At 73.0% G+C, this 17547-nt stretch carries 14 protein-coding genes; 4 read left to right on the top strand and 10 right to left on the bottom strand.

The genetic code is table 11. The features are described 5' to 3' along the window. Window positions 1–690: 690 nt before the first annotated feature. From tyrS to argC, 10 genes are all read right to left on the bottom strand, one after another. A complete protein-coding gene (tyrS, locus tag ACZ6QO_RS29860) occupies window positions 691–1959 on the bottom strand; it encodes a tyrosine--tRNA ligase (protein WP_465855438.1) in 1269 nt (422 codons plus the stop codon). A 125-nt stretch (window positions 1960–2084) separates the two neighbouring features. Continuing rightward, on the bottom strand, window positions 2085–2738 hold the full coding sequence (locus ACZ6QO_RS29855) for a DNA-3-methyladenine glycosylase (RefSeq protein ID WP_465855436.1): 654 nt from the start codon (window positions 2736–2738) through the stop codon (window positions 2085–2087). A 131-nt stretch (window positions 2739–2869) separates the two neighbouring features. Beyond that, a complete protein-coding gene (gene argH / locus ACZ6QO_RS29850; RefSeq protein ID WP_465855430.1) occupies window positions 2870–4339 on the bottom strand; it encodes an argininosuccinate lyase in 1470 nt (489 codons plus the stop codon). Between the two features lie 37 nt (window positions 4340–4376). Further along, entirely contained in the window at window positions 4377–4517 is a 141-nt protein-coding gene (locus tag ACZ6QO_RS29845; protein WP_465855429.1) for a hypothetical protein, read from the bottom strand. Between the two features lie 82 nt (window positions 4518–4599). After that, a complete protein-coding gene (locus ACZ6QO_RS29840; RefSeq protein WP_465855427.1) occupies window positions 4600–5118 on the bottom strand; it encodes an arginine repressor in 519 nt (172 codons plus the stop codon). After that, complete coding sequence (gene argF / locus ACZ6QO_RS29835) at window positions 5115–6098, bottom strand: ornithine carbamoyltransferase (protein WP_465855425.1); 984 nt, start codon at window positions 6096–6098, stop codon at window positions 5115–5117. Before argF ends, ACZ6QO_RS29840 begins: the two co-directional genes overlap by 4 nt. Beyond that, window positions 6095–7339 carry an acetylornithine transaminase gene (locus ACZ6QO_RS29830; protein WP_465855423.1) on the bottom strand — a complete coding sequence of 415 codons (1245 nt, stop codon included), beginning with the start codon at window positions 7337–7339 and terminating at the stop codon, window positions 6095–6097. The genes argF and ACZ6QO_RS29830 overlap by 4 nt, the downstream gene beginning before the upstream one ends. After that, entirely contained in the window at window positions 7336–8277 is a 942-nt protein-coding gene (gene argB, locus ACZ6QO_RS29825; protein ID WP_465855421.1) for an acetylglutamate kinase, read from the bottom strand. The genes ACZ6QO_RS29830 and argB overlap by 4 nt, the downstream gene beginning before the upstream one ends. Further along, the gene (argJ, locus tag ACZ6QO_RS29820) at window positions 8274–9425 is read right to left on the bottom strand and encodes a bifunctional glutamate N-acetyltransferase/amino-acid acetyltransferase ArgJ (RefSeq protein ID WP_465855419.1); all 1152 of its coding nucleotides are present in this window, start codon (window positions 9423–9425) and stop codon (window positions 8274–8276) included. The genes argB and argJ overlap by 4 nt, the downstream gene beginning before the upstream one ends. Window positions 9426–9480: 55 nt before the next feature. Beyond that, window positions 9481–10503, bottom strand: a complete 1023-nt coding sequence (argC, locus tag ACZ6QO_RS29815) for an N-acetyl-gamma-glutamyl-phosphate reductase (RefSeq protein WP_465855417.1) — start codon at window positions 10501–10503, stop codon at window positions 9481–9483. Window positions 10504–10693: 190 nt separating this feature from the next. Here argC and ACZ6QO_RS29810 point away from each other — a divergent pair, with 190 nt between their 5' ends. From ACZ6QO_RS29810 to ACZ6QO_RS29795, 4 genes are all read left to right on the top strand, one after another. Beyond that, entirely contained in the window at window positions 10694–12367 is a 1674-nt protein-coding gene (locus ACZ6QO_RS29810; protein WP_465855415.1) for a class I adenylate-forming enzyme family protein, read from the top strand. Between the two features lie 198 nt (window positions 12368–12565). After that, window positions 12566–15487 (top strand): AfsR/SARP family transcriptional regulator, encoded by a 2922-nt coding sequence (locus ACZ6QO_RS29805; protein ID WP_465855408.1) that lies wholly within the window; start codon window positions 12566–12568, stop codon window positions 15485–15487. A gap of 356 nt (window positions 15488–15843) precedes the next feature. Next, on the top strand, window positions 15844–16122 hold the full coding sequence (locus ACZ6QO_RS29800; protein WP_465855406.1) for a hypothetical protein: 279 nt from the start codon (window positions 15844–15846) through the stop codon (window positions 16120–16122). Between the two features lie 23 nt (window positions 16123–16145). Further along, window positions 16146–17534, top strand: coding sequence for an NAD(P)/FAD-dependent oxidoreductase (locus ACZ6QO_RS29795; RefSeq protein WP_465855404.1), 1389 nt, complete (start codon window positions 16146–16148; stop codon window positions 17532–17534). Window positions 17535–17547 lie beyond the last annotated feature (13 nt).

The following is a 17547-nucleotide window of genomic DNA, read 5'->3' as shown; positions in this document are numbered from 1 at the left end:
CCAAACAATGTCTGAAGAACCATCCCGGCAGACACCCCGCACACAACATGCAGGATGCCAACCAAAGGAAAACCATCCCCACACCCACAACCAAAGGGGCATGGAAGACGGGAGTAATGCATATTCATGCACTGGCTTTTAACACACTGTTGAGTTCTCAAGAAACGGACGCGTACACCAACCGGAAACCAGACCAACAGGGCCCGACCCCGTCCGGGGCGTTCATCTCGTGTTCTTAAACTTTACCAGTTTCGGACGATCCCCGTCAAATCAACCGATCTGCCGCAAACCGCTCAAAACTGCTAAAATTTCGCCCCGTCGCCGAGGCAACCCGTCTAACTTACTCCATCGCCCACTCCGAGTCGAATCGAACCGTTTGAGAGGTTCGACTTGATCTCGCACTGGGCGACAGTCAACACCGGACCCTCCGTCGAGACGGGGTTCCGAGAGCGTGTCGTTCGGGATGCCCGGGAGCCAGGCGCCTCTGCGGCGGCCCGCCGTTCCCTGGGGCGAGACAGAACATTAAGCGGCGTCGGTGGGTCCGTCAAATCGCTTGCGGGAGTGATGGCCCAGCTCATCCCAAGGATCGCGAAAATTCTCACGTATCCGCTACAAGACTGTTACCGATCACAGCGGCCCCCGGCGGGCGCGATGCCTGCCGGGGGCCGGAAGCCGGAGAGGGACAATGCCCTAGCCGGCGGCCACCTCGACGCCGCCCACGGAGCGCTTGCCCCGGCGGAGCACCAGGAAGCGACCGTGCAGCAGATCGTCGGTGGACGGGACGTACGCCTCGTCCGTGACGCGCACGTTGTTGAGGTAGGCCCCGCCCTCCTTGACCGAGCGCCGCGCGGCCGACTTGCTCTCGACGAGACCGCTGTCGGCCATCAGGTCGACGTAGGAGGCCCCGAGCGCCGGAACGGTGACCCGCGGGACCTCGGCGAGCGCCGAGGCGAGCGTCCGTTCGGGCAGCTCCTGCAGGGAGCCCTGGCCGAACAGGGCGCCGGAGGCGGCGATGACGGCGGCGCACTCGTCGGCGCCGTGCAGCAGCGTGGTGAACTCCTCCGCCAGCGCCCGCTGCGCCTCGCGCGCCGCAGGACGCTCCGACGCGCTCTTCTCCAGCGCCTCGATCTCGTCCCTGGAGCGGAAGCTGAAGATCTTGAGGAACTTCACCACGTCGCGGTCGTCGGAGTTGAGCCAGAACTGGTAGAACGCGTACGGCGAGGTCAGCTCGGGGTCGAGCCAGACGGCCCCGCCGGCCGTCTTGCCGAACTTGGTGCCGTCGGCCTTGGTGATGAGCGGCACCGTGAGCGCGTGCACGTGGGCGCCCTGGACGCGCCTGATCAGGTCACAGCCGGCGGTGATGTTGCCCCACTGGTCGCTGCCGCCGATCTGCAGCGTGCAGCCGAACCGGCGGTGCAACTCCAGGTAGTCGTTGGCCTGCAGGATCTGGTAGCTGAACTCGGTGTAGCTCAGCCCCTCCCCCGCCAGCCGGGCCGAGACCGACTCGCGGGCGAGCATGCGATTGACCGGGAAGTGCTTGCCCACGTCCCGCAGGAAGTCGATCGCCGACAGGCCCGCCGTCCAGTCGAGGTTGCTGACCAGCACCGCCGCGGACGGGTCGGAGAAGTCGATGAACTTCTCGACCTGGACGCGGATGCGCCGCACCCACTCGGCGACCACGTCGGTGGAGTTGAGCGAGCGCTCCTCGCTCTTGCCGCTGGGGTCGCCGATGAGGCCGGTGGCGCCGCCGACCAGCCCGATGGCGCGGTGGCCCGCCCGCTGGATGCGCGTGAGCGTGAGCAGCGGGACGAGGTTGCCGACGTGCAGTGACGGTGCGGTGGGGTCGAACCCGCAATAGACCGTGATCGGACCCTCGCTCATCGCGCCCCGCAGGGCGTCGATGTCGGTGGACTGCGCGATCAGGCCGCGCCACGCAAGGTCATCGAGGATGTCGGTCACGATCCTGGCCTTCATAGTCGTTCGCTGAATGGGATGAATGTCGGGCTTCCGCCTTGGCTACAGCCTGCCCGATCACCGCACCACCGCGCCACTCGAAAGGCCAGGATGCGGGACGGGCCGGGCGATCAGCTCGGCCGGGTTCTGGGCACGTGCTTGCGGTAGGGCGAGACGGTGGGGTCGCCGTCGATCCAGAACCGCCACGGCGTGTCGGCGGCGGACGACACTCCGGTGCGCGGGCCGGAGCGGATCGACGCCGGGTCGGCGGGCTCGCCCTCCAGCACCCGCAGCCCGTCAGGGCCGGCGGGGGCGCCGGAGGCCGGGCAGCAGTCGGCGCCGTTGTGCTCGCGTCCGATGCCGAGCGCGACGGCGAGCCGGGCGGGTCCGCGGGCGAGGTCGCGCCCGGGGACGGCCCGGCCCGGGCCGGTGAGCGGCGCCGCGGTGCTGGGCCGGTGACGGCGGGTGCGGGCGGTCTCGACGCCGCGCACCACCTCGCCCGCGCGCAGGAGCACCCCGGAGCCCATGCCTTCGGGCAGGCAGACGAAGTTGGCGCAGTAGTGCATGCCGTAGGTGAAGTACACGTACAGGTGGCCGGGCGGGCCGAACATGACGGCGTTGCGCGGGGTGCGTCCCCGGTAGGTGTGGGAGGCGGGGTCGGATCCGGGCGGGCCGTACGCCTCGACCTCGGTGAGGCGCACGGCCACCGGCCCGTGCACGAGGACGCGTCCGAGCAGGTCGGGCGCGACCTCGGCCGCGGGCCGGTCGAAGAAGCCGCGGTCCAGGACACGCCCGGACGTACCGTGCGCGTCCTGGCCGAGGACGCCTTCACCCTGCGACGGCTTCGGAATCGGCTCATCCGCCCGCGACGGCTCTCGCTCCGAGACCCGCTCGCCCGCTTCGGAGCGCTCTCGCCCTAGGATCCGCTCGCCCACGCCGCCTGGCCGTCGACGGTCTCGCGGAGCGCGGCGATCTGGTCGCGCACCCGGTCAGGGGCGGTGCCGCCGTACGCCTTGCGGGAGGCGAGCGCGCCCTGGACGTTCAGCACCTCCAGCGGGCCGGGCACATCGGAGCCGTCGGCCGCGGGGGCGGTGAAGTGCGGGGAGATCTTGACCAGGTCCTCCTCGGTGAGGTGCTCGAAGGTGGTGTCGTTGACCTGGCACCACACCACCAGGTGGCCGACCGCCTCGTGGGCGTCGCGGAAGGGCACCCCCTTGCGCACCAGCAGTTCGGCAAGGTCGGTGGCCAGGGCGAAGCCGTCGGGCGCCGAGGACGACAGGCGCGCGGTGTTGACCCGCATGGTGGAGACCAGGCCGGAGACCGCGGGCAGCACGAGCAGCAGGGTGTCGACGGCGTCGAAGACCGGCTCCTTGTCCTCCTGCAGGTCGCGGTTGTAGGTGAGCGGCAGGCCCTTGAGGGTGGTGAGCAGGGACATCAGGTTGCCGATGAGCCGGCCCGACTTGCCGCGGGCCAGTTCGGCGACGTCCGGGTTCTTCTTCTGCGGCATGATCGACGAGCCGGTGGAGTAGGCGTCGTCCATCTCGATCCAGTGGAACTCCTGGGAGGCCCACAGGACGATCTCTTCGCCCAGGCGCGACAGGTGGACGCCGATCAGGGCCGCGCAGAACAGGAACTCGGCGGCGAAGTCGCGGTCGGCGACGGCGTCCATGGAGTTGGGCGCCGCGGAGTCGAAGCCGAGCTCCTGGGCGACGGCCTGTGGGTCCAGGGGCAGCGAGGACCCGGCGAGCGCGCCCGCGCCGAGCGGTGAGACGGCGGCGCGCCTGTCCCAGTCGCGCAGCCGGTCGACGTCGCGGGCGATCGCGTGGACGTGGGCGAGCAGCTGGTGGCCGAACGACACCGGCTGGGCGTGCTGCAGGTGGGTCATGCCGGGCGCGGCGGTGGCCGCGTGCTCCTCGGCCTGGCTGATCAGCGCGGTCTCCAGCTCGACCAGCCGCGAGACGATGTTGCGCACGTTGTCGCGCAGGTAGAGGCGCAGGTCGGTGGCGATCTGGTCGTTGCGGCTGCGCCCGGCGCGCAGCTTGCCGCCGAGCGACCCGAGATGTTCCAGCAACCCGCGCTCGAGCGCGGTGTGGACGTCCTCGTCGGCCACGGTGGGCCGGAACTCGCCCGACTTGCAGGCCTCTTCGAGGTCGTCCAGCGCTCCGATCATGCGCTCGAGCTCTGTCTCGCTCAGCAGCCCCGCGCGGTGGAGCACGCGGGCGTGCGCCCGCGACGCCATCAGGTCGTACGGCGCGAGCCGCCAGTCGAACTGCACGCTCACCGACAGCCGCGTCAGCGCGTCCGCCGGACCGCCCTCGAACCTGCCACCCCACAGCCGCATGGGCTTGCCACCCTCAGCCACCGTTCTCCTCTTCCCGAGATCCATAAGCTCAATCCGCGACCCTAACCCAAAACGCCGTCCGTCAGCCGGGACGGCCGTCCCGCGCGGCGGCGATCTTGGACGGGAGGCGCCACGGCCGGACGAAGCCGTTCGCCAGGGACCGGCCGAAGGCGACGAAGGCGCCGAGGCCGCCCGAGCAGGCGAGTATCGCCCTGTCGGTCATATATCTGCTCTCCTGGAGAGGAACGCGTGCATTGGCTTGTTCGGGATGCCCGGCGTGGCCGGACCGGTGCGGCGGGCCCGCCTCACGCGGGCTGGCTACGTCGCTCGGTCAGCTTGAGCAGGGACTCCACCAGAAGGGCGCCGCCCGCCGGGTCGCGGCTGATCACCAGGATGGTGTCGTCGCCGGCGACCGTGCCGAGGATGGACTCCCAGTCGGCGTGGTCGAGGGCCGAGGCGAGGAACTGCGCGGCGCCGGGGGGCGTGCGCACGATCACGAGGTTCGCCGAGGCCTCGGCCGAGACCAGCAGCTCTTCCGCCACGCGCCGCAGGCGGGCCGCCGGGGTCTCGCCTCCGGCACCGGTGCGGGTCAGCGGGATGCGCCCTCCGCCCTCGCCCGGCAGCGCGTACACCAGCGAGCCGTCGTCGGCCCGCAGCTTGAGCGCGCCGAGCTCGTCCAGGTCGCGCGACAGCGTCGCCTGGGTGACCTCGACCCCGCTCTCCGCCAGCAGCCTGGCCAGCTCGGGCTGTGAGCGGACCTGGTGGCGCTTGACGAGTTCGGCGATCTTGGCGAGTCTGCCGGCCTTGGTCAGCGGGATGGTCATCGGGTCACCAGCCACTGGAGCAGGGCCTTCTGGGCGTGCAGGCGGTTCTCCGCCTCGTCCCACACCGCGCTCTGCGGGCCGTCCATCACCTCCGCGGTGATCTCCAGACCGCGGTAGGCGGGCAGGCAGTGCAGCACGACCGCGCCGGGGGCGGCCAGGGCGAGCAGCTCCGCGTTGATCTGGTACGGCGTGAGCGCGGCGACCCGTTCTTCCTTGCCGTCCTGGCCCATCGACACCCAGGTGTCGGTGGCGAGGACGTGCGCGCCGTCGGCGGCCGCGGCGGCGTCGGTCAGCGCGGCGACCGAGCCGCCCGTGGTGGCGGCGATCTCGGCGGCGCGGGCGAGGACGGCGGCGTCCGGCTGGTGGGTCGCCGGGGCGGCGACGCGGACGTGCATGCCGGCGGTGGCGCCGCCGAGCAGGTAGGAGTGGGCCATGTTGTTGGCGCCGTCGCCGAAGTACGCCAGCGTCTGCCCGGCCGGCACGCCACGGCGCTCGCGCACGGTGAGCAGGTCGGCCAGCACCTGGCAGGGGTGGAACTCGTCGGTCAGCGCGTTGACGACCGGGACGGCGGACGCCGCGGCCATCGCCTCGACGCGCTCTTGGCCGAAGGTGCGCCACACGATCGCGGCGGCCAGGCGTGACAGGACGCGGGCGGTGTCCTCGACCGGCTCGCCCCGGCCCATCTGGGAGCCGGCGGTGTCGATGACCAGCGGCTGGCCGCCCAGCTCGGCGATGCCGACGGCGAAGGAGACGCGGGTGCGGGTGGAGTGCTTGTCGAACAGCACCGCGACGGTCTTCGGGCCTTCGAACGGGCGGTGGCCGTAGCGGTCCTTCTTCATCGCCTCGGCCAGGTCGAGCACCTCGGCCTGCTCGGCCGGGCTGAGGTCGTCGTCCCGCAGGAAGTGGCGGACGGCCGTCGGGCCGCCGCCGCGCACGTCGGCCGCGCCGCCGGACCCGGTCTGCTGGATCACGCCGCTCATCCGGCCACCTCCGAGAGGATCGCCGGGAGGGCGGCGAGGAAGGAGTCGATCTGTTCGATGGTGATCACCAGGGGCGGCGCGAGCCGGACGGCGTCGGGCTGCACGGCGTTGACCAGGAAACCGGCCCGCTGGGCGGCGGCCTGGACGTCGGCGGCGCGGTCGCCGGTGAGGACGGCGGCCAGCCACAGCCCGCGGCCGCGCACGCCGGCCAGCAGCGGGTGGCCGACGGCCGCGATGCCCTGCGCCAGGTGGTCGCCGGCCTCGCGGACGTGGGCGAGCAGCCCGTCGCGTTCGATGGTGCCGAGGACGGCGAGCGCGGCGGCGGCCGACACCGGGTTCCCGCCGAAGGTGGAGCCGTGGTCTCCCTTGGCGAAGATCGTGCCGACCTCGCCGAAGCCGACGCAGGCGCCGATCGGCATGCCGCCGCCGAGGCCCTTGGCCAGGGTGAGCACGTCGGGGACGATGCCGTCGTGCTGGTGGGCGAACCAGTGGCCGGTGCGGCCGATCGCCGACTGGATCTCGTCCAGCACCAGCAGGGCGCCGGTGGCGTCGCAGATCTGCCTGGCGGCGGTGAAGTAGCCGTCGGGCGGCGGCACGACGCCGGCCTCGCCCTGCGTCGGCTCCAGGAAGACCGCGGCGCAGTCTTGCGTGACGGCCTGTTTGAGGGCGTCGGCGTCGCCGTAGGGGACGAAGCGCACGTCGATCGGGAACGGCCCGAACTGGTCGCGGATGGAGGCCTTGCCGGTCAGCGACAGCGCGCCGAGCGTGCGGCCGTGGAAGCCGTTCTCGGCGGCGACGTAGTACGTCCTGCCGGTGGTCTTCGCGTACTTGACGGCCAGCTTGAGCGCGGCCTCGTTGGCCTCGGTGCCGGAGTTGGCCAGGAAGACGCGGCCGGGGACCTTCAGCAGGCTCAGCAGGCGCTCGGCGAGCAGCACCTCGGGCTCGTTGATGAACAGGTTGGAGCTGTGGGCGAGCGCGGCGGCCTGCGACGAGACGGCGCGCGCCAGGGCGGGGTGGCCGTGGCCGAGCGAGCTGACCGCGATGCCGGCGATCAGGTCGAGGTAGCGCCTGCCGTCGGCGTCCCAGACGTGGCAGCCTTCGCCGCGCACCAGGACGGCCGGCGGCACCCCGTAGTTGGGCATGAAGGCGGCCGCGAAACGCTCGGTGAGCGAGGCCGCGCCGGCGTCCAGCAGGTCGCCTCCGCCGTGGCCGGGCTCGCCGGCCGCGCTGAGCCGGTTCATGACTCCTCCTCGGGCAGCACCATGGTCCCTATCCCCTCGTCCGTGAAGATCTCCAGCAGCACCGAGTTGGGCACTCGCCCGTCCAGGACGTGGGCCTGCGGCACGCCTCCGTTGACGGCGGTGAGGCATGCCTCCATCTTGGGCACCATGCCGCTGGACAGGCCGGGCAGCAGCCCGGCCAGCTCGCCGGCCGTCAACCGGCTGATCACCTTGGCGCCGGAGCCGGCTCCGTCGCCGGAGGGCGGCCAGTCGGCGTACAGGCCCTCGACGTCGGTGAGGACGACGAGCTTGCCGGCGTTCAGCGCCACGGCGAGCGCCGCCGCCGCGGTGTCGGCGTTGACGTTGTAGATCTCGCCGTCCTCGCCGCGGGCGATGGAGGAGACGACGGGGATGCGGCCGTCGTCGAGCAGCGCCCGGACGGCCCCTGCCTCCACCTTGACGATCTCGCCGACCTGCCCGATGTCGACCTTCTCGCCGTTCACCTCGGCGTGCTTGCGCTCGGCGGTGAACAGATGGGCGTCCTCGCCCGACATGCCGATGGCGAACGGCCCGTGACGGTTGATCAGGCCGACGACGTCGCGGTTGACCTGGCCGACCAGCACCATGCGCACGACCTGCATGGCCTCGGGAGTGGTGACCCGCAGCCCGGCGGTGAAGCCGGTCTCGATGCCGAGGCGGTCGAGGTGGGCGTTGATCTGCGGCCCGCCGCCGTGCACGACGACCGGGCGCAGGCCCGCGTGGAGCAGGAACACCATGTCGTCGGCGAAGCCGCGGCGCAGCGCCTCGTCGGTCATGGCGTTGCCGCCGTACTTGACCACGACGGTCTGGCCGCGGAAGCGCTCAAGCCAGGGCAGCGCCTCGATGAGGACGGCGGCCTTGGCGTGCGGCCCGAGATCGGCCCCGAGATCGGCCGCGAGATCGGGAGTGGGGGCGCTCATGTGGAGTACGCCGAGTTCTCGTGGACGTACTCGGCGGTCAGGTCGGTGGTGTGGACGGTGGCCGTGTGCGGCCCGGCCGACAGGTCGATGGTGATGGTCACGTCCCTCGGGCGCAGGTCGACCTTGGCGCGGTCGTCGCCCGCGGCGCCGCCCCAGCAGATCCAGATGCCGTTGATCGCGACGTTGAGCCGGTCGGGCTCGAACACGGCGTCGGTGGTGCCGACGGCCGACAAGACGCGGCCCCAGTTGGGGTCTTCGCCGTGGATGGCGCACTTGAACAGGTTGGACCTGGCCACCGCCCTGCCGACGGTCACGGCGTCGTCCTCGTGGGCGGCGCCGACGACCTCGATCGCGATGGCCTTGGTCGCGCCCTCGGCGTCGACGAGCAGCTGCCTGGCCAGGTCGGCGCACACCTCGGTGATCTTCTTCTCGAACTCGGCGAGGTCGGGGGTGACGCCTGCGGCGCCGCTGGAGAGCAGCAGCACGGTGTCGTTGGTCGACATGCAGCCGTCGGTGTCGAGCCGGTCGAAGGTGACGCCGACGGCCCTGCGGAGCACCCTGTCGAGCTCGGCGGCCGGCACGTCGGCGTCGGTGGTGATGACGCTGAGCATGGTGGCCATGGCCGGGGCGAGCATGCCCGCGCCCTTGGCCATGCCGCCCACCATGTAGCCTTCGCCCCTGCGGAAGGCGATCTTGGTGACGGTGTCGGTGGTGCGGATGGCGTCGGCCGCGGCCAGGCCGCCGTCCCGGGACAGCTGCGCCGCCGCGTCGTCGACCCCGGCCAGCAGAGCGTCCATGGGCAGGCGCTCGCCGATCAGCCCGGTGGAGCAGACGGCGACCTCGCCGGCCGAGTCGCCGATGACGCCCGCGACCTTCTCGGCGGTGGCGTGGGTGTCCTGGAAGCCGCCGGGGCCGGTGCAGGCGTTGGCGCCGCCGGAGTTCAGGACGACCGCCTTGACGCGGCCGCCGGTGAGCACCTGCTCGGTCCACAGCACGGGGGCGGCCTTGACGCGGTTGCGGGTGAAGACGCCGGCGGCGGCCCGCGAGGGACCGTCGTTGACGATCAGCGCCAGGTCGCGGGCGCCTTTGGACTTCAGGCCCGCCGCGACGCCGGCCGCGCGGAAGCCGAGGGGCGCGGTGACGCTCATGACCGCCCCTCCCCCGCCTGGACCAGGGTGGCCGGTGTCTTCTCGCTGCGCTCGCTCACGGGGCTACTCCATTGACGGGAAGGCCGAGTTCTTCTGCCAGGCCGAGGGCGAGGTTGGCGCTTTGGACGGCCCCGCCCGCGGTGCCCTTGGTCAGGTTGTCGATGGCGACGACGGCGACCACGCGCCCGGACCGCTCGTCGAGGGTGACCTGCAGCGCGGCGGTGTTGGCGCCGAGGGTCATGGCCGTCGCGGGCCAGGCGCCCTCGGGCAGCAGGCGCAGGAACGGCTCGTCCTTCACCGCCGCAGCGTAGGCCTCGCGCAGCGCGGCGGCGGTCAGGCCGGGCACGGCGGGCGCGGTGCAGGTGGCGAGGATGCCGCGGCTCATCGGGACCAGCATGGGGGTGAAGGAGACCTTCACCGGCGCTCCCGCCACCTTCGAGAGGTTCTGTTCCATCTCGGGGGTGTGGCGGTGGACGCCGCCGACGTTGTAGGTGCTGGCCGAGCCCATGACCTCGCTGCCGAGCAGGCTCGGCTTGGGCGACCGCCCGGCGCCGGAGGTGCCGCTGGCGGCGACGACCACGACGTCCGGCTCGGCGAGGCCGGCGGCGAAGGCCGGGAACAGGGCCAAGGTGGCCGAGGTCGGGTAGCAGCCCGGGACGGCGACGCGCCGGGCGCCGCGCAGCAGCTCACGCTGGCCGGGCAGCTCGGGCAGGCCGTAGGGCCAGGTGCCCGCGTGCTCGCCGCCGTAGAAATGGGCCCACTCGGCGGGGTCGTCCAGCCGGAAGTCGGCGCCGCAGTCGACGACCAGGGTGTCTTGGCCGAGCTGCGCGGCGATGGCGGCGGACCTGCCGTGCGGCAAGGCGAGGAAGACGACGTCGTGGCCTTCGAGCGTCTCGGCCGTCGTCTCGCGAAGGACGCGATCGGCGAGCGCGGGAAGGTGCGGCTGGTGGGCGCCCAGCGTGCCGCCCGCGCTGGACCCGGCGGTCAGCGCGCCGATCTCGAACGCGGGATGGGCTTGGAGGAGGCGCAGCAGCTCGCCCCCGGCGTAGCCGCTGGCTCCGGCGACCGCCGCTTTCATCGACTCACCTCGCATGAACATGCACTCGGCCTCATGACTTTACAGAGAAAGATTATGCACGTCTCAGCATCGTCATGCAAACCAACAATGCCACATCGGCGGCGTGAGCTCGACCCCTGTTCTCCGTACCTACCGGTCGGTATCGTCACCTTCCACAACGGCAGCTACTCACCCCCGGGAGTATCCGCGCATGACTGTCACCCATGACCAGGTCCAGGCACAGCTCACCGGACCCGGCCAGCTCTTCGAGATGGAGGAGGTCGAGATACGCGGGTCCAAGCTCCGGACCTGGAAGCACGCCCCCACGACCTTCCGCGCCCTGCTGGAGAACAGCCGTTTCCACGGCGAGGCGATCTTTCTCGTCTACGAGGACGAGCGCATCAGCTACGAGGAGCACTACCGCAGGGCCGCCACGCTGGCGGGCCGGCTGGCCGAGGACTACGGCGTGACCAAGGGAGACCGGGTCGCCATCGCGATGCGCAACTACCCCGAGTGGTCGATCGCGTTCTCGGCGGCCCTCGCCCTCGGGGCGATAGCCGTGCCGCTGAACGCCTGGTGGACCACGCCCGAGCTGGAGTACGGCCTGTCGGACTCGGGGGCCAAGGTGCTCGTCGCCGACGGCGAGCGGGCCGAGCGGCTGCGCCACAGCGACGTCCCCATGATCGTCACGCGCGCCACGGGGGACCTTCCGCCGGGGGCCCGCGCGTTCGGCGACGTCCTCGGCGAGGTGCGGGCCGATGTCACCCTGCCCCCCGTCGAGCTGGACCCCGAGGACCCCGCCACCATCTTCTACACCTCCGGGACGACCGGCAGCCCCAAGGGCGCGCTCGGCACCCACCGCAACGCCGCCCAGTCGCCGATGACCGTCGCCTACGCGCTGCTGCGCAGCATCGCCATGGCGGGCAAGGACCCCTCGACCGCCGTGGGCACCCGGCGGATCACGCTGCTCACGGTGCCGCTGTTCCACGTCACCGGCTGCTTCGCGGTCATGACGGCGACCATGTTCACCGGCGGCGGCCTGGTGCTGATGTACAAGTGGGACCCCGGGCAGGCGCTCCAGCTCATCGAGCGCGAGAAGGTCACGATCATGACGGGCGTCCCCACGAACGCCTGGCAACTGCTGTCGCACCCCGACTTCGGCAAGTACGACATCTCCAGCCTCGGCGGCATCAGCTACGGCGGCGCGCCGGCGCCGCCCAAGCTGCTGGAGCGCATCGGCGACCAGCTCCCGCAGCGGCAGGCCTCCAACGGGTACGGGATGACCGAGACCACCGCGCTGGCCATCTACAACAGCGGCCCCACCTACCTCGCCAAACCGGACAGCATCGGGCTGCCCCTGGCCGTGTGCGACGTGCGCGTCTCCGACCCGCTCGGCAACGAGCTGCCGGTCGGCGAGGTCGGCGAGCTGTGCATGCGCGGCCCGAACGTGATCGCCGGCTACTGGAACCGGCCCGACGCCACCGCGCAGACCTTCGTGAACGGCTGGCTGCACACCGGCGACCTGGCGCGGGTGGACGAGGAGGGCTTCGTCTACATCGTCGACCGGGCCAAGGACATGGTCATCCGGGGCGGCGAGAACGTCTACTGCGCCGAGGTCGAGGCGGCCCTGTTCGAGCACCCGGCCGTGGACGACGCCGCCGTGATCGGCATCCCGGACGACGAGCTGGGCGAGCAGGTCGGCGCGGTCGTACGGCCGAAGCCGGGCATGTCCGCCACCGCCGAAGAGCTGCGGGAGTTCCTGACCGGAGTGCTCGCGCCGTTCAAAATCCCGGTGCGTTTCTGGTTCCGCGACACCGAGCTGCCCCGCAACCCGGGCGGCAAGATCCTCAAGACGCACCTGCGCAGGGAGACCCTCGGCCTCTGAGGCGGGCAGACCGTCGGCCGCCGAACGGGGCGTCCTGTGCCGCCGGGCCGCGCGGCGCCCCACGACCCCGCGGCGAGGTGACGGCGCTCGGTCCGGGTGCGCGCGGTGCCAACTGCATCCCGTCCGGGTGCCCGTCGTTTTGGTGCGCTCTGTGCAGGTGCGCGCGGCCTGAGGGCGCGCGATCATGGTGCTTTCAGGATGCCGGCGGGCCGGCGGGCCATGGGAGGACTGCTGGTGGGCGTCGCCAAGGACGTGCGGTTCGGGGTGCTGGGGCCGCTCAGCGCCGAGGTGGGCGGCCGTCCGGCGGCGCTCGGCGGGCCCCGTCAGCGGGCCGTGCTGGCGCTGCTGCTGATCGCGCGGGGCCGCATCGTCTCCGCCGACCGGATCCTGTCCGAGGTGTGGGAGCACTCCACGCCGCCCTCACCGACGACGCTGCACGGGTACATCGCCGATCTGCGCAGGGCACTGGAGCCGGAGCGGGCGCCCGGCGCTCCGGCCCGGTTGCTGGTGCGCGAAGGACCCGGGTACGCCCTCCGCGCGGCCCCGGCGGCGGTCGACGCCGAGCGCTTCACCGACCTGGCCGTCCGAGGCCGGCGCGCTCTGGAGGGCGGCGAGCCGGAACACGCCGCGGAGCTGCTCGGACAGGCCCTGCGGCTGTGGCGGGGCCCCGCCTACGCGGACTTCGGCGAGGCCGGCTTCGCCGCGCCCGACGCGACCCGGCTGCAAGACCTACGGGCCGCGGTGCACGAGGACCGGCTCGCCGCCGTCATCGCGTCGGGGCAGCACGCCGCCGCCGTCGGCGAACTTGAGGCGCTGGTCGCCGAGCAGCCGCTGCGAGAGCGCGGCTGGGAGCTGCTGGCCCTCGCCCTGTACCGGTCCGGACGGCAGGCGGACGCGCTCGCCGCGTTCCGCGCGGTGCGCAGGCGGCTGGCCGACGAACTCGGCGTCAACCCCGGACGCGGGCTGCGCGAACTGGAGGCCGCCGTCCTCGCCCAGGACCCGGAGCTGACCCCGGCGCCCGTCCGGCCCGGACGTCCGTCCTCTCCGCCGCCGCCGGCCACGACCCCGACAAGAACAACGGGGAGCGGCGGCGGGGCCGGGGCGGCGCCTTCGGGGAACCTGCCGTTCGCGCTGTCCAGCTTCGTCGGGCGCGGCGAGGACCTCACGGCCGTCGCCCGCCTGCTGGACGGGCACCGGCTGGTCACGCTCACCGGCCCCGGCGGGGTCGGCAAGACCCGCCTGGCCCTGGAGGCCGCGCGCGCCCGCGCCGACGCCGACGGGCCCTGGCTGGTGGAGATGGGCGGCCTGCACGCGCCCGAACTGCTCGCCGTCACCATCGCCGCCGCGCTGGGCCTGCCCGCCGCCTCGTCCCCCGACCAGCTGGCCGGGATGCTCGCGGGCCGCGACCTGCTGATCGTCCTGGACAACTGCGAGCACCTGCTGGCGCCCACGGCCATACTCGTCCACACCCTGCTGGCCCGCTGCGGCACCGTACGGGTCCTGGCCACCAGCCGCGAACCGCTGGGCATCACGGGGGAGGTCGTCTACGAGGTGCCGCCGCTGCACGCGGCGACCGACGCCGCGGAGCTCTTCGTCCGCCGCGCGAGCGCCGCCCAGCCCGGGTGGGCGCCCGGGCCTGGCGAACGGGAACGGATCGCCGCTCTGTGCGAAGGGCTCGACGGCATTCCCCTGGCCATCGAGCTCGCGGCCGCGCAGTGCCGCACGCTGTCCATCGGCCAGATCGCCGACGCCCTGGAAGACCGCTTCACCCTGCTGGTGAGCGGGTCGTCCGGACGTCCGGACCGCCATCGGACCCTGCTCGGCACGGTCGCCTGGAGCGACCAGCTCCTGCGGCCGGCCGAACGCCTGCTCTTCCACCGGCTCGGCGTGCTCAACGCCGGCTTCGACCTTGAGACGGCCGCCGCCGTCGCGGGCGTCACTCCCGTGCTGCCGCCGCTGTCGGCGCTGGTGCGCAAGTCGCTGGTCACCGCCGAGCCGGGCACGGCGCCACGACGCTACCGGCTGCTGGAGACCCTGCGCCGATACGCCCTCGGCGCGCTGTCCCCGGACGAACTGACGGCGGCCCGCGAACGGCACCGCGCCTGGGCTCTCACCCGCGCCGAGAGCGCGGAACGCCACCTGCGCGGCCCGCAGGGGGCGGCGTTGCTGGAAGGGCTGGAACGGGACCAGCCCGAGTTCCGTGCCGCGTTCGCCTCCGCGCTGGCGGCGGGCGACGGCGACTACGCGCTGCGGCTGGGCGGCGCGCTCTTCTGGTTCTGGTTCCGCATGGGCCACGTCGCGGAAGGGTTGACCTGGCTTTCCGAGGCCTTCGCGGCAGCCCCGCGGGCCGGCGCGGGCACCCGGGCGCGTGCCAGGTTCGCCGTCGCCGCGCTGCGCTACCTGGCCGGGCAGCCTGCACAGGCCCACCAGGCGGCCCGTACGGCCGTCGAGGAGGCGCGCGAGGCCGGCGACCCGGTGACCGAGGCGAGCGCGACGTCCTACGCCGCATACATGGGCCTGCTGGCCGGGGCGCCGATCGACGCGGCGGCCGGCGCCCGCGCGGCCGTCGAGATCGCCCGGCGCAGCGCCCAGGGCTGGCTGGAGGCCGAGACGCTCATGGTCCAGGGCATGGTGCTCCGGGGGCTGGGTGACCTGCCGGGCGCCGACGCGATCTTCCAGGAGGCGATCGCCGCCGCCCACGCCAGCGGTCACGACTGGGCCGCGGACGGGGCCGCCTGGTGCGACATGAAGACCGCCTCGGACCGCGGGGAAGGCGCCCGGGCACTGGTCATCGCGGGGGACGTCCTCGCCGCGATGGACCGTTACGGTGACATCTCCTTCTGGCTGGTGACGGTGCACAGCGCGGCCCGAGCCCTCGTCCTCACCGGACGGGCCGAGGAGGCGGCCGTGCTGATGGGCGCCGTGGAGGCCATCGGCGAGCGGGCCGGCGTCTCCCCGGAGCTGATGGACCCGGTGGACGGGCCGCGCGAGGCCGCCGCCGTACGCGGGGCGCTGCCGCCGCAGGAGTACGAGCGGCACGCGGCACGCGGGCGCGCCCTGTCCAGGCAGGAGGCGAACGCCCTGCTGGCCGAGCTGATCGCCGGCCGCCGACCCGGGTGACCGCGGCCCGCTCCCGTCCCGCGGACGCAGCCGCTCCTCCTGCCCGCCGGACGCTGACTTCCGCCGTCGATCCCTGATCCCGGCCCTCGGACATGATCCCCGCGCCGAACCCTGGTCCCGGCCCCGGGGCGCTGCTCCCTGTCGCATCACCGACGTTGCCCCCCGCCGCCGGACGCCGATCCCGGCCGCCGAACGCTGGTCCCCGCCGCCGGACGCCGATCCCGGCCCCGGACGCCGATCGACCGTGCGGCCTGTGGTCCAAGTGCTTTCCCACCGGCTGCCAAGTGGCCGCGCACATGCTCGTCGCCGTGAGCGCAGCGCCGTCCTGTCAGGGCGGCCCGACAACGAGGTGAACCGTGATCGAACGAATGACGAGCGCCGCGGCGGCGACCGCGATCGCCCTGCTCATCCTGGCCGGCCCGGGACCGTCGGCCGCCCACGCCGCCGGCGGCGCCCCCTCCCGATGGCCGGTCGCGGACGACTTCTCGCAGCCGTCCGTCACAGGCGGCCCGTCCCGGTCGTCCGTCACGGGCGACCCGTCCCAGTGGTCCGTCACGGGCGACCCGTCCCAATGGTCTGTCACGGGCGATCCGTCCCAATGGTCTGTCACGGGCGATCCGTCCCAGTGGGGCTGAGCCGAGGAGAGGGTGAGAACGCCATGACGCACATCGGCCACCGCCCCGCGGGGCACGCCGTCGTCGCCGGAGCCGGGATCGGCGGGCTGCTGGCCGCCCGGGTCCTCAGCGAGACGTTCGAGCGGGTCACGGTGATCGACCGCGACACGCTGCCGGAACAGGGGGTCGCGCGGCGGGGCGTGCCGCAGGGGCACCACGCGCACGGGCTGCTGTCCCGGGGCCGGGAGATCCTCGAAGAACTGTTCCCCCGCCTCACCGCGGACCTCGTCGCGGCGGGCGCCACCACCTGCGACATCCAGGATGACGTCCGCTGGTACAACGACGGCCGGTTGCTGCGCCCGGCGCCCTCGCCGCTGCGCGGCCTGTCGGTGAGCCGGCCGAGTCTCGAACGGTACCTGCGGTCCCGGGTCGAGGCCCTTCCCGGCGTGGCGATCCACGACGGGTGGGAAGTGCTCGGTCCGATCGCCGGCCGCGACGGCGCGGAGGAGGGCGCGGTCACGGGAGTGCGCCTGCTGCGGCCCGGCCACCGGCCCGAGGACATGCCGGCCGACCTCGTGGTGAACGCCACAGGCCGGGGCAACCGGGGCACGGAGTGGCTGCGCGCGCTCGGGTACGAACCGGCGCCGGAGGAGCGCGTCGACTCCGGGCTGGTGTACGTCTCGCGTGAGTACCGGCGCCGGCCGGGCGACACCGACGCCGTCGCCCTCATCGTGGGGCACAGCACGTCCGTCCCGAGAGGCGGGGTCGCGCTCAGCGCGGAGGGCGACCGCTGGCTCGTCACCCTGTTCGGCATGGGCGACGACGTCCCTCCCGTCGACCCGGAGGGGTACCACGGGTTCGCCGCCCGGCTCCCGGTCCCCGATCTGCACCGGCTCCTGCGGCGCCTGGAGCCGCTCGGGGCGCCACGGCTGATGCGCATCCCGGTGAGCATCCGGCGCCGCTACGAGCGGCTCGTCCGCTTCCCCGAGGGGTATGTGGTGTTCGGCGATGCCCTGTGCCAGTTCAACCCCACCTACGGGCAGGGCATGACCGTGGCCGCCTGCGAGGCCGTCGCCCTGCGCGAGTGCCTGGCGGACGGCGAGCCGGACGGCCTGGCCCACCGCTTCTTCAGTCGCGCCGCGCGGATCATCGACGTGCCGTGGGACATGTCGGTCGGCGGCGATCTGCGGTTCCCGTCCATCGAGGGGCCGCGCTCCCTGCGGGTGCGGCTTCTCAACGGCTACCTCGCCCGCCTCCACGTGGCGGCGGAGGCGGACCCGGTGGTCGGCCGGGCCTTCCTGAGCGTCGCCAACCTGCAGGCCCCGCCGCAGCGGCTGTTGTCGCCGGGCGTCCTGGCGCGAGTGCTCCGGCCGCGTGCGGGTGGCGGCGCCGTCCGGACGCGGGTCGCGGCCGAGGCCTCCCCCACGGGATGATCGTCCCGCCGCC

This window comes from Sphaerisporangium sp. NPDC049457 (assembly GCF_055586705.1).
Note: the sequence above shows the minus strand (reverse complement) of the source record. Positions and strands in the feature narration are given on the sequence as shown.